Below are 14,585 nucleotides of genomic sequence, written 5' to 3'. Positions count from 1 at the left end.
AGGAAAATTACTTTGAAATATGGGATTGATATTGGACACAACTGTCCACCAGTAGACACGGGAGCTGTGGGTATAAGAAAAGAAGATGAGTTAAATAAACAAGTTGGAGATCGCGTTATAGAAAAACTAAAAACACTTAAGTATGAGGTAGTTAATTGTACTCCAAGTTTTGCATCTAATTTAGGCAACTCACTTTATAAAAGAGTAAATAAAGCAAATGAAGAAAAGGTGGATGTCTATGTGTCTATTCATTTTAATCTAGGCGGTGGACGTGGAACAGAAGTGTTTGCTATATCAAAAGAAGGAAAAGATATAGCAAAAAGAGTTGTGGATGCCATAGCAGCATTAGATTATGTTAATAGAGGGGTAAAGGATGGTAGCTGGTTATATGTACTAAAAAACACAAAAATGCCTGCTATACTTGTGGAAGGTGGATTTGTAGATTCTAAAGAGGATATGCAAAGATTTAATGCAGAAAAGACAGCAAATGCCATTGTAAAAGGGCTAACAGGAAGTACCGTTAATGAAAAAGACAGTGAAAATGGAGATGCAAAACCCTCAGCGGACATTGCATTGTTAAAAATGCAAAATGGATTGAATATACTAAATATATTAGATTATACTGGAAAAAAACTTAATGAGGATGGAATTATGGGCGAAAAAACTATATCTTCTATTAAGAGATTCCAAGGCATAATAGGCCTCGAAATAAATGGTGTTAACGATTTGAAGACAAATGCAGCACTTGCAAATATTTTAAGTAAGCCTCTGCTTAAATTTGGCAATAATAATATTGTTGCTAACCGTTATATTCAGTGGAGATTAAATATAATTATAGATGGAATATTTGGTAATGATACTGAAAAAGCGGTATTAAAATATCAAACTATAAAAAAAATAAATGTTGATGGTATAGTGGGGATAGTTACTTGGAATGGATTAATAGTGTAAAAAATCTGGACTTAAGTCCAGGTTTTTTTATATTTAGGAATACTTTTTAGTTTAATAGTTCAGAATAAAGAAGTACTAATAGATTGGAAAACAAGGAGGAAAATATGAAAGTTGGTGTCCCAAAGGGCTTATTATATTATAAATACCATCCTTTTATAGAAAAGTTTTTAATTGAATTAGATGCAGAAGTAATTACATCTACAGATACAAATAAAGATATTTTAAACGCAGGAGTTAAATGCTGTGTTGACGAGGCTTGTTTGCCTATAAAGATATTTCATGGACATATAATAGATATAAAAGACAAATGTGATTTATTAATAATACCTAGAATTATGAGGGTCAGGGAGCGAGAATTTATATGTCCTAAGTTTTGTGGGCTTCCGGAAATGATATTATATAGCATACCCAATATGCCAAAGGTAATGACAGAACCTATATATGCCAACAGTGAGAAGGACTTATATACTTGGTGTAAAAAACTTGGGAAGATGATTACCAGGGATACTAGTAAAATAAGAGCTGCATTTAACAGTGCCTTAGAAGAGCAGAGAAACTTTAAATTTGGTATTAAAGATGAAGGATTTAAAATAACTATTGCACTAGTAGGTCATCCATATAATCTTTATGACACTTTTATTAATATGAATATAGTAAAAAAATTAAATAAAATGGGGGTGGGGGTTATAACAGAAGAATATGTAGAGGAGGAGCAAATTAACTTACAAGTAAAAACTCTTTTTAAAAGGCCATTTTGGACCTTTGCTACAAATTCCTATGGATTTACAACTGCTATAGCAAAACACAATGAGATTTCCGGAGCAATATATATATCATCCTTTGCTTGTGGAATAGACTCTGTGGTGCTTGAACTTATTAAAGAAAAAATTGAGGATTTTCCACTATTAGTGTTAAAAGTTGATGAACATACTGGTGAAGGCGGGCTAGACACAAGGATTGAGGCTTTTATTGATATGATTGAAAGGAAAAAAAATAATGAAAATAACATTTCCACATTTAGGCAACACATATCTTGCAGCTAAAGCACTATTTGATGGACTGGGAATAGAATGCATAATTCCACCTTTTAGTAGTAACGAGGCGCTAGAATTAGGTTCAAAGTTTTCTCCAGAAGAAATGTGCTTACCTTATAAAATTATGATGGGTAATTATTTGCAGAGTATAGAAAAGGGCGCAGATACCATAATTATAGTTGGAAGCTGTGGACCTTGTAGATTTGGTGAGTACTGTGAATTACAGATCAATGCACTAAAGAAAATGGGACACGATTTGACTTTTATTGTAGTCGATAGCCCTTTTGATATAGGCAAAGAGGAATTTTTAAATCGTTTATCCAAGATTTCAGATAATAGTACAAAAAGTAGGGGTGAAAGATTTAGAGCACTAAAGATGGCCTATAATGTAATTGATTTAATAGAGAAAATTGAAAGTAAAGCACATTATTTAACAGGATTTGAAGTAAACAAAGGAGAATTTAAGAGACTTTTAAAAGAATGCAAAAACAATGCTGCAAAAGCAAATACACCATCACAGATGGTGAATATCCTAAAAGAATACAAGAAGAAAATAAGTGGGATTTCTATTAATAAACATAAGTCACCAATAAAAATTGCAATTATTGGTGAAATCTATACTGTAATTGAACCATTTTCTAATCTTTATATAGAAGATAAACTTATGGATTACGGAGTATCCACTAAAAGAATGCTTACTCCTAGTTGGTGGATTAAAGACACGGCGCTTAGGTGTTTAAAGCTTAACTCAATTGATATAAGATTAGCCTCTAGAGAATACCTTCCACATTATATTGGTGGGCACGCTAGAGAGTGTATAGGAGAAGCATTACTTGCGCAGAAAGAGAGTTTAGATGGAGCAATTCAAATTTTCCCTATGGGATGTATGCCAGAAATTGTATCAAAAGCTATTTTGCCTGCAATTTCAAATGACAAGGATTTTCCAATAATGACCTTGGTAGTAGATGAAATGACTGGAGAGGCAGGATACATTACTAGAATAGAAGCATTTGTAGATATGTTAGAAAGGAAGAAAAGCAATGTATTATATGGGAGTTGATGTAGGATCTGTAAGTACTAACATTGTACTATTAGATAATACTTTAAAGGTTATTCAAAAGTTATATTTAAGAACAAAAGGTAAACCAATAAAGGCAATCCAAAATGGACTTAAAATTTTAAGTGAGCAATATGGTAGTGAGCAAATAGCTTCAGTAGGTACTACGGGTAGTGGAAGACAGATGGCTGCTTTCTTAATAGGCGCTGACATAATAAAAAATGAAATTACTGCTCATGCAGTGGCAGCCCTTGAAATTGACAAAGATGTAAGCACTATATTAGAAATTGGAGGCCAAGATTCAAAGATAATCTTACTGAAAAATGGCATAGTTACAGATTTTGCTATGAATACGGTATGCGCAGCAGGTACAGGGTCTTTTCTTGATAGGCAGGCAGAAAGGCTTGAGATTCCTATCGAAAATTTTGGGCAGTACGCATTAAAGTCAAAATCACCCGTAAGAATAGCTGGTAGATGTGCTGTTTTTGCTGAATCTGACATGATACATAAGCAGCAGCTTGGATATAATGAGGAAGACATAATAGGAGGTCTTTGTGAGGCCATGGTACGGAATTATCTAAGTAATGTAGGCAAAGGAAAAGATATTCGCTCAAAAATATTTTTTCAAGGCGGAGTGGCAGCAAATATTGGCATTAAAGCAGCTTTTGAAAGAGCACTAGATACTGAGATTTATGTTCCAGAGCACTATGATGTAATGGGGGCAATAGGATCTGCTATACTTGCAAAAGAAGAACTTATGAAAAGTGGAAAAACTAATTTCAAAGGCTTTGAAATAGCAACTAATGATTTTGTGCCTAGAAGTATTGAGTGTAATGGTTGTGGAAATAATTGTGAGGTAATTCAAATAAAAGATGGAGAAAAAACTATAGGCTGCTTTGGAGATAGATGTGGTAAATGGAGTGGTAAGATGGTGATATAAAATTTGAAAAAGACAAATACAAAAAAACACCTAAGAAAAATTTTCTTAGGTGTTTTTTTAATTTAATGGTGACGGAGGAAAAAACATCCATTTCTACTCTTCTATTATATATGGTACAGTAAGCACTGCTACATTTCTGTTTTTATATAGCATACTCTTTATAAAATATGCTGTTTGGTTATGAAGTATATTATGCCACCACTTAGTAATAGAAAATTGTGTTATCACAACTGTTACAGTTTCACCATGTTTTGAAGCCCGTTCTTCAGATTCTATAAAACTCATTAATGGTCTCATTATATCCCTATAGGCAGAATGCTTTATTATTAATTGAATTCCGGGATTATACTCTTTCCACTTTCTTTCTAATTTTTCAGTAGCTTCTGAATCAGTTGATACATGAAAGGCAACTACATTTTGTGATAAGCATCTAGCGCAGTTTAATGACTTTAAAAATGATTTATTTAAGGCGCTTACAAGTATTATTACATGTTGTTGGTTATTCGTTGTAACTCCTTCATTAGGTCTTTGTTCTAAGGTTAATTTAAGTTGCTCTGCTACTTTGGTATAATGTTCCTTAACCTTCACCATAAGATAAACAAGTATAGGTATTATAATACAAACTATCCAAGCACCATGGAAAAACTTTGTTATACCTATGAGTATTACCGTAATAAAAGTTACAATAGCACCTAATCCATTTATAAATGCCTTATGTCTAAAGCCAGGTGTTCTACTTCTTACCCACTTTAAGAACATTCCAACCTGTGAAAGTGTAAAAGATAAAAATACACCTACTGCATATAAAGGAAGAAGCAAATGAGTATCACCTTTAAAAACAATAATTAACATAGCTGCAGCTGCTCCCAGTACTATTATTCCATTTGAAAAACTTAGCCTCTTTCCTCTTTGAGAAAATTGTCTTGGAGCATATCCATCTTTTGCCATCAAAGAAAGTAACAGTGGTAGGCCCGCATAGGCTGTATTTGCAGCCATTACCAAAATTAATGCAGTGGTAACTTGCATAGTGTAAAACATAATGTTTTTTCCGAAAACTTGCTGAGCAATTTGAGCAAAGACTGTTACATCTGGATGAGGTACTGGATGATAAATTGTTGCTAGGAAAGATAAACCACCAAAAATAAATAGAACTAAAAAAGCTAGTAAACCCAAAACAGCTTTTGCATTTTTTTGTGATGGTTCTTTAAAATTAGGTATACCATTACTTACCGCTTCAACCCCTGATAATGCAGTACAGCCTGAAGCAAATGCGCGAAGAAACAGGAACAATGTAATGTCGCCTATTGCTTGTGGCGCTGGATACAGTGGGGCTGGTTGATAGTTAAAAATAGAGTGCCGTACAATACCAGTAACAATAAGCACTACGCAAGAAAAGATAAATAAGTATGTTGGAACTCCAAAAAGCTTAGATGATTCCTTCACTCCTCTTAAGTTACCTAATGTTATAATGAATAACATCGTAAGAGCTATAGGTACTTTATGAGGAAGCAAGGATGGCATAGCTGAAGTTATTGCAGCGGTTCCAGCACATATACTAACAGCAACTGTAAGTATATAATCTATGGTAAGTGCTGCTCCAGCAGTAAGTCCAGGGACTATACCAAGATTATCCTTTGCAACTATATATGAGCCTCCACCACATGGGTAGCTATCAATAGTCTGCCTGTAAGACATAACAAGTAAAAATAATAGCACAACAATGCACAATGCGGCATAAAACATATATCTATATGACATAAGACCTATAACGCCAATTAATACAATTAAAATTTCTTCCCCAGCATATGCAACGGAAGAAACAGCATCACTAGATAAAATGGGCAGTCCCCAAAAAACATTTAATTTTTCTCCCTCTAATTCTTCTGTTTTTAGTGTCTTACCTATTAGTAATTCTCTTAACTTTGAAAACATAAATACACCTCTATAATAGAATTTATCATTACAATATTTTTCTATTATATAGTATTGATTGAGGAACATCAATTTGGAATTCCTTCAATTATGACAAAATACGACTAAATTCGTGAGTTTATTCACAAAAAAACATATATTGTCCCTCATGCTTGTATATACTTACTGTAGATTCGTTTTAGATGGTATTTGAATTGTTATAATATTACATCTTTTAGGCGACATAAAAAATTTAAGGTGGTAATTCATATCAAACTCCATTTAAGTGACAATGAAGATCTGGATAAATAATCAGGCATTGTTTCTAATTAATATGGTTTTTGTTTCTTTTAGTTTTTAATCGATCATCGAATGTTACCAAATATATCACCTCCATACTTTATGGGAAATGTTGACTCTACCCCTAAAGAAAAGACAATTTATTACGATAATTTATTTAAAGAGTATTTATGCAAGGATGCAAATTTATGCAAGGATGCAAATTAATAATTTGGAGGTACACATGAAAATTTGCTTTTATTGTTATTATAATTTAAGTTAGATCAAGTCGTTAAATCATCACCTGCGGTGTTGCAATATTAACGACTTCAGAAGGAGATTTAGACTCCCACTGAAGTTTTATTTTTGTTGTAGCATGTACCTCCCACTTATAGAAGTAGGAGGCTTTCCTTCTGAAATGTCGTTAAAACGTTAGATAAAGAACACCTTATAAAATTTATCTAATTGTAAATAGTTGATATGCATCTTATTATTGAAAGGAGTTATTATAATGAAAAAGTCACTTTTAGGAATTTTGTCTATACTATTAATCGTATTTTTTGTTTTTCAACCATATACGGCCTATGCACTAAGCGCATCAGCTGCACCGAGTTCAGATGAGGTTACAATTACCAACAATGTAATAGGAACAGCGGATTCTATATATGTCACTGGTGTAATGACTGGTGATATAGTTAACGTATATAATGCTGCTACAGGTGGAAAAATAATATGCAAAGCAACTGTAGGTGCAAATAAAACAGATTTAACTATAAAAATAGCGCAGATTGGAACTTTAAAAGGAAGCGTGTATATATCTGTTATGTCTAAAGGTATGACGGAGAGCAGTAGAACTAAAATGGAATATGATTCGGAGCCTGTTTCCAATACTCCATTGTCATCTTGCATAATAGTTACAAACAATTCAGGTAAAGCCGATACAATATATGTTTCGGGGCTTATTCCTGGAGATGCAATAAAAATATATAATAAAGCAACTGGAGGAGGGCTACTTGGAACTGCAACTGTGGGTTCCAATACTACAGATGTAACTAAATCCTTCACTCAGCTTGGTGTTACCGGTGGAAGTGTATATATTTCAGTTAAGAGTAAAGGGATGCTTGAAAGTGATAGAGTAGGAGCTGATTTTTCAGCCGAAAATTACTCAAGTGCACCCATAGCTAGTAACATAACAATTACAAATAATTCAGGTAAAGCCGATACAGTAAATCTTTCCGGGCTTAATCCTGGCGATATAGTAAAAATATACACTGTAGCAGTTAGTGGAAATTTATTTGGAGTTGCCACAGTACCTTCTAATACCACAGAGGTAACCAAGTCTTTTACTCAGCTTGGAATTACAAGTGGAACTCTCTATATTTCAGTCACAAGCCTAGGAATGCATGAAAGTACTAGAACTCCTATAGTTTTTTCGGCTGAAAATCAATCCAATTTAGTACTTGTGAGAAATGTAACAATTACAAACAATACGGGAAAAGTTGATACAATATACGTAGATGGACTTTCTCCTAAAGATAAAGTTAATGTATATACGGTAGCATCTGGAGGAACTACAATAGCAACAGGGACTGTTGCAGCATCTGGATCCGATGTTACTATTAATGTATCTCAATTGGGCAAGACCTCAGGAACTGTTTATCTTTCGGTTACAAGTTCAGGAACGCTTGAAAGTGATAGAACTGGCGTAACCTATAATGGAGAATTGCAATCAACTTTAGTTGATTCTAGTAATATATTAATCACTAATAATGTAGGGACGGCTGATACAGTGACTGTATCCGATTTTGTTGCTGGAGATGTGATTAAGGTATATGATGCGTTAACCGGAGGTAATTTATTAGGAACTGTAACAGTGGCAACTAATAATACATCTGCAACTGTTAGCATATCGCGACTTGGAACTTCTGCGGGGACTGTATATGTTTCCGTTACAAGTACAAACAAGATAGAAAGCAGAAGGATTGCAACCTCTTATGCTGCTGAAGGACAATCTAATACCATAGATGTGAATAATATAATTGTAAGTAATAATTCAGGTAAAGCGGATACAGTATATGCTTCTACATTAGCTGATGGTGATGTAGTAAATGTATATGATAGCGCAAGTGGTGGAACTTTATTAGGGACTGCTACAGTAGCTTCTGGTAGTACAAGTGCTACGGTATCTATAGCTCAGCTTGGAACTGGTTCTGGAAGCGTATATGTTTCTATAACTAGTACAAATAAAATCAAAAGCTCAAGAACACAATCTACTTACGCTGCAGAAGGCAGTTCTACTATTATAGATATTAGTAATATAGTAGTTACTAATAATGCAGGACAACCTGATACCGTACAAGTTGGTAGACTTTCAGATAATGAAATCATCAATGTGTATGATGCAGCACGGGGTGGAAATTTGATAGGGACTGCAACAGTGGCAAAATACAGTTCTGAAGCAACAATAACAATTGCCCAGATTGGAAGCCAAGCAGGCGATATTTACGTTTCTAGAACAAGTACAAATAAAATAGAAAGTGCTAGGGTAGACGTTAAATATGCCGCTGAAGGTCAATCTAGTTTGGTAGATGCTATAAATGTATCAATTACCAATAACTCAGGTATGGCAGATACTGTGAAAGTAACAGGACTTTCTGCTAATGATATTGTAAATATATATGATTTGGCTAAGGGTGGAAACTTACTTGGCACTGCCACAGTAGCTTCCGGCGGTACTGATGCAATTATTTCTATACCGCAACTTGGAACTACTGCAGGAAGCGTTTATGTATTAGTAACAAGTACAAACAAATCTCAAAGTGATAGGGCAAAAGTAGATTATTCTGCAGAGCCAACTTCCAATACTCCAGCAGCTAGTAGTATTGTTGTTGCTAACAATGCAGGAATTACAGATACTGTAAAAGTAACGGGACTTTCTGCTACTGATATAGTGAATGTATATGATTCTGCTACTGGCGGAACCTTACTTGGAACTGAAACTATAGCAAGTTATGCAACAAGTGCAACAGTTTCAATTAATCAGATCGGAACTGGATCAGGAAGTGTATATGTTTCTGTAATAAGTACAAGCAAACTTGAAAGTGGTAGAACTCAAGTAGGATTTATTGCAGAATCTAAATCTCATTCACCTGTAGCTAGCAACGTAGTTATTGTAAATAATGCGGGGATAGCTGGTACAGTAACAGTTAACGGAATAAGCGGTGGCGATATTATAAATGTTTATAATGCCGCTGTAGGAGGAACTTTGCTTGGTACAGCAACAGTTGGAACTTATGATACAGAAGCAACGATTTCAGTTACTCAGCTAGGATCTGTAGCTGGAGATGTATATGTGTCAACTACAAGCACAGGAAAGCTAGAAAGCGATAGAACAGTGATTGGTTACGCTGCAAAACTAGTTAGTAGTGCTCCAGACGTTGCAAATATAACAGTAGTAAACAATGCAACAATACCTGGTACAGTTGCATTGATAGGTCTACAACCTAATGATGTAGTTAATATATATAACAGTGCTACTGGAACTTTATTAGCAACAGCAACGGTACCTGCTGGTAGCAGGGCAGTAACGCTTACACTAACACAACTTGGAATCAGTGGTGGAAACATATATGTTTCTGTGAAAAGTACTGGTAAAGCAGAGAGTGCTAGAACCCCAGTAACATATAATGCTGAATCAAAATCAGATGCTCTGGCTAAAGGTGATATAACCCTAGTAAATAATTCAGGAAAATCCGATACCATTAATGTAACAGGTTTATCATCTAAGGATATAGTTAAAGCTTATAGTTCGGCTACGGGTGGAACTTTGCTTGGAACCGCAACTGTAGCAAGTGGTGATTCGGACGTTACTATAAGTATTTCACAACTTGGAACCACTGCTGGAAGTGTTTATTTATCTGTAATAAGATATGGTGATACAGAGAGTGCCAGGACTGAAGCTGATTATGTTTCAGAGTCTATATCTCCCCTTGTAGGAAATATATCTATTGTAAATAATGCTGTATTAGCTGATACAGTAACTGTAAGCGGCGTAACAGCTAATGATATTGTTAATGTTTATGATGCTGCAGGTAATGGTAATTTGCTTGGTTCAGCTGTTGTGTCAAACAATAACAATTCAGTTATTGTTACCATCCCACAATTAAATACTAACGCTGGAAGTGCATATATTTCTGTTGCAAATTTCGGGAAAGGCGAAAGTAGCAGAATAAAAGTCAATTATACTGCAGAGCAAGACTCAGCAGCTGTATTTGCTGGAAATGTAAGTATAGTTAATAATAAAGTAAATACACCTGATACAATTACAGTGAATAATTTGATACCTAGTTCGCTTGTAAAAGTTTATGATGCTTCTACTGGTGGAAATTTGATTGGTATAGCAACAGCATCATCCAATGGTACACAAATAACTATTACTATATCTCAACTTAATTTAGCGTCAGGAAGTGTATATATTAGTGTTACAATTCCTGGTAAGAATGAAAGTAGCAGAACCAAAGCTGACTATGTTGCTGAAAATTAGAATAGTTTACCCATAAAAAATTATATTTAAAAACCCTTGTAAACAAAATAAAATGTTTACAAGGGTTTTTTTTTCTGCGCCCAGAGTGTGCGCAATCTTCATAAGAACTACATAAGTTTATGATAAATTCTCTCTGTGTCTTATGAATTTTAAAAGAGTGAAGGAGATGTAATAATGAAGAATGCCCTGAGAAGTATCGCCGTTGTAATTACCTTGATTTTCACTTCAAATGTAACAACACTCGCGATTCCAACAAATGAGAAGTTACAACAGCAGAAGGATTCACTAACAAAAATTCAAGATGAGAGGGGAGCAATTGAAACTAGACTAGAAGAGTTTGATAATGAAATTGAAGAAATCATGATCAAGACAGAAGAAAATAAAGTGAAAATACTCCAAACTAAAAAGGCGATTGAAAGTGCCGCTACGAAGGCTAAACAGGTTGAAAAGGAAAACCAAAAGGAACAAGAATTATTTAATAGTAGAATGAGAATCTTGTACATAAATGGATTTGATGGGTATATGAGTGTAATACTTGAGTCAGAGAGCTTTGGAGATTTTGTATCTAGAGTAGAAAACATAAAAACCATTATTGAATTTGATGAAAAAGTAGTGGCGGAGTTTAAAGTCGCCCAAAAAGAATTAATTGAAAAGCAGCAAAGTTTAAATAATACAAAGGGAGTATTGCTGAATTTACAAGTAGAAAATAAGCAGAAGCTTGATAAGATAAATGTTACTAAAGAATCACAAAATAAATTGATAGCTGAACTAAAGAGCAAGGAAATTGTCTCTAAAGAGTTACATAATAAATTGATAACAGAACTAAAAAACAGTAAGGCAAATATTCTTATAGCACAAATAAGTGAACCAGAAGTGTCAGCAAGTAAAAGCATAACAAGGATAAATGAAATAAGAAATTCATCACCTAAATATACACCTTCAAGAGGATCAGCTACTATAGCAGATAATGCTATAATAGCCTACGCTTCTAACTTCCTTGGCACACCATATTTATGGGGTGGAACATCTCCTTCGGGATTTGATTGCTCAGGATTTACACAATACGTATACGCGCATTTTGGAATATCAGTAGGGAGAACCACCTTTGATCAGATAAACGATGGTGTACAAGTATCAAGAGATAATCTTCAACCTGGAGATTTGATATTCTTTGGAACATTTGCGAGTCCTCACCACATGGGCATGTACGTTGGTGATAATAATTATATCCATGCACCTCATACAGGAGATGTGATTAAAATTTCACCAGTAGGAAGAAACGATTATGTAACTGCCAGAAGAGTAAAATAAGAAATACATATATTGTGCAAAGTACAGTTTGAAGTTTTTTTAATGAACTTTGCATAATATATATTCTTTATAAAATCTACACATCTTTTTTGTATAATTAAAATTAAGATTTATATTCATAGGATTAAAGGTACAGCTTAATATTCATGAACCTTGCAAGATAAAGAGCCATTTAATATAACATTAACTATTAAGATAAGAACTTTTAGGAGGTAAAAAAGTGAGCGTTAAAAAAGAAAAAATCAAAGTCTTTGACATGACATGTACATCTTGCGGGGCAAGAGTGGAAAGAGCAGTTACAAAATTAGATGGTGTAAAAACCGCTAAGGCTAGTTTCAGCGACCAATCTTTAACTATAGAGTATGATACAGATTTCTGCAACAACGAAAATATTAAAACTACTATAAAAGCAGCTGGTTATAGTACAGAGAATTCAAATAACCATAAAATAGTGGGTATATTCATAATTGTAGCAGCAATTATATTAATTGGAAATTCAACAGGTGGAATTGATATGACCTCAAGGCTAAACGGTGCTACATATTTTGTTCTATTCATTGTTGGAGCCCTTACATCAATCCATTGTGTAGGTATGTGTGGGGGAATAATGCTATCACAAAGTATAAATAAAGATAGTAAAAGTAAATTTGACTCCATGAAACCTGCCATTCTATACAACGCAGGTAGAGTTGTTTCCTACACTATTCTTGGTGGGATAGTTGGTTCTCTAGGTTCTGTGCTTTCACTCTCATTACCCGTTAAGGCTGGACTCCAAATATTTGCTGGTTTGTTTATGGTAATGATGGGACTCAATATGAGTGGCTATAGCTTATTCAGAAAGTTTAATATAAAGCTCCCATGGTCTGCTTGCAAGCTTAAGAAAAAACCAAAGACTCCTTTTTTAGTCGGCGTTCTTAATGGACTTATGCCCTGTGGACCCCTTCAGACAATGCAATTATATGCCTTAGGAACTGGAAGTGCTTACAAGGGTGCCTTAGCTATGCTAATATTTTCTCTAGGTACAGTACCATTAATGCTTACCTTTGGCGCACTATCAGGTCTCATAAGTAAAGGATATACAAAAACTCTTTTAAAATTTAGTGGAATACTAGTTGTAGTTTTGGGTATGGTAATGGGAACTAGAGGACTAGCCCTGGCTGGTGTTAACATACCAACTACAGCTTCACTAGCTGCTACTTTATCTGGTAATAAAACATCGGCATCAGCTTCGCCCGCTGCTAAACCAATTATAGAGAATGGGGTTCAGATAGTTCGGATGACGGCAGATGGTGCTGGTTATACCCCAAATGGTCTATATATACAGAAAAATATGCCTGTAAAATGGATAATTGATGGTAAGGCATTAAATTCCTGTAACAGCCAAATTATTATTCCGACTTTAAACATTCAGAGGGATTTGAAGCCAGGCGAGAATGTTATTGAATTTACACCAAAGGATAAAGATATAAACTTCAGCTGTGGAATGGGCATGATTAGGGGTATATTTAAAGTGGTTGACAATGTGAAAGCTGTGGACACCTCAAAGCCAGATGCTTCAATACCAGCTCCATCAAGTGGAATGCCTGGTTGCAACATGGGTGGAGGAGATTCCACAGCACCTTAAAAACCAAGTTTGTAGGGTCTATGGTTATTGTAGATGATTTGAAAAATGTAGATTTAGAGCAAATAAGAAAAGAGTATTTAGGAGCATAGGTGAATAATAATATGTTTCTTAATTTGATCTTCATAATAATTGGATATTATATAACTATAAATATTAGAAGGAGTTGTTTTAAATATGAAAAATAATAAAAAAATTATGATATTGTTAACTTCAGCTATTCTTACTCTATCATTTGTGGGCTGTAGTAGTAAATCTCAAACTGTAAGTAAAGACTCTGATGGTGGGCTTAAAGCTTTTAATGCTATTGTAAAGGCAAATCCTAAGAGCAAGGGCTATCACAGTGCTCTTAAGCATTGGGGATTTAAGCTTCCTGCAAATGATAAGTTCGAATGGACTAAAGATACCTCTGCAAATAAAATAGACTTTGCTATGGTAATAGATGCGGATCCATTAATTAAAGCTGGTCTGGATGTTAAAAAGCTAGACCCAAATAAGTGGGTATATAAACCTGCTGAGATAGAAGGCGGAGTTCAGCTATCAAATAGAATAATTTTTCCTTTTAACGTAAGTGATAAAAAAGAAACTTCAAATGGCTCAGAGGATGCTTTTAGAAGAATCTTAGAGCAGGATCCAAAGCTAATTAAATATATGGCAGATGAAAAACATTATGCTTTAATGCTTGGAGAGGGAAATTCAGTGCATTTTACAGAGAACTTAGGAACATCTGATGAGGACATGGAATTTGTATTTAAGGCAGAGCCACTAATTAAAGCAGGCTTAGATGTTACAAAACTTCAGGGTACTGGATTTAAATTAGAAGTAGCTGGTAAAGATAATATGGACAGTAAAGATGATGAATTAGTTAAGGGTTATAAATTAAAATAAATTCAGTTAGTTATAAATATACTATGCAAGGTATTAAGGAGGCAATATAA

The 14,585-nt window shown here is 34.3% G+C and carries 8 protein-coding genes and 1 pseudogene; 8 read left to right on the top strand and 1 reads right to left on the bottom strand.

All coding sequences use genetic code 11. The annotated features are described in order from the left end of the window. Positions 1-12 precede the first annotated feature (12 nt). From G9F70_RS18180 to G9F70_RS18165, 4 genes are all read left to right on the top strand, one after another. A complete protein-coding gene (locus G9F70_RS18180; RefSeq protein ID WP_164944526.1) occupies positions 13-951 on the top strand; it encodes an N-acetylmuramoyl-L-alanine amidase in 939 nt (312 codons plus the stop codon). Between the two features lie 104 nt (positions 952-1,055). Continuing rightward, positions 1,056-1,994, top strand: coding sequence for an acyl-CoA dehydratase activase-related protein (locus G9F70_RS18175; protein WP_164944525.1), 939 nt, complete (start codon positions 1,056-1,058; stop codon positions 1,992-1,994). Beyond that, entirely contained in the window at positions 1,948-3,045 is a 1,098-nt protein-coding gene (locus tag G9F70_RS18170; protein ID WP_164944524.1) for a 2-hydroxyglutaryl-CoA dehydratase, read from the top strand. The genes G9F70_RS18175 and G9F70_RS18170 overlap by 47 nt, the downstream gene beginning before the upstream one ends. Next, positions 3,026-3,982 carry an acyl-CoA dehydratase activase gene (locus G9F70_RS18165; RefSeq protein WP_164944523.1) on the top strand — a complete coding sequence of 319 codons (957 nt, stop codon included), beginning with the start codon at positions 3,026-3,028 and terminating at the stop codon, positions 3,980-3,982. Before G9F70_RS18170 ends, G9F70_RS18165 begins: the two co-directional genes overlap by 20 nt. Before the next feature lie 93 nt (positions 3,983-4,075). On the opposite strand, the gene G9F70_RS18160 is transcribed toward G9F70_RS18165, so the two are convergent. Further along, a complete protein-coding gene (locus G9F70_RS18160; RefSeq protein WP_164944522.1) occupies positions 4,076-5,914 on the bottom strand; it encodes an APC family permease in 1,839 nt (612 codons plus the stop codon). A 769-nt stretch (positions 5,915-6,683) separates the two neighbouring features. On the opposite strand from G9F70_RS18160, the gene G9F70_RS18155 reads away from it, so the two are divergent. From G9F70_RS18155 to G9F70_RS18140, 4 genes and pseudogenes are all read left to right on the top strand, one after another. Continuing rightward, complete coding sequence (locus G9F70_RS18155; protein WP_164944521.1) at positions 6,684-10,715, top strand: beta strand repeat-containing protein; 4,032 nt, start codon at positions 6,684-6,686, stop codon at positions 10,713-10,715. Between the two features lie 174 nt (positions 10,716-10,889). Then, positions 10,890-12,026, top strand: coding sequence for an NlpC/P60 family protein (locus G9F70_RS18150; RefSeq protein WP_164944520.1), 1,137 nt, complete (start codon positions 10,890-10,892; stop codon positions 12,024-12,026). 220 nt (positions 12,027-12,246) lie between these two features. Then, positions 12,247-13,641: pseudogene (locus tag G9F70_RS18145) on the top strand (sulfite exporter TauE/SafE family protein); the annotation flags it as partial. Positions 13,642-13,824: 183 nt separating this feature from the next. Beyond that, entirely contained in the window at positions 13,825-14,535 is a 711-nt protein-coding gene (locus G9F70_RS18140) for a hypothetical protein (protein ID WP_164944518.1), read from the top strand. Positions 14,536-14,585 lie beyond the last annotated feature (50 nt).

The organism is Clostridium sp. FP1, assembly GCF_011065975.2.
GTDB classification, from domain to species: domain Bacteria; phylum Bacillota; class Clostridia; order Clostridiales; family Clostridiaceae; genus Clostridium_AD; species Clostridium_AD tagluense.
This window is presented reverse-complemented; position numbering and strand designations above follow the sequence as displayed.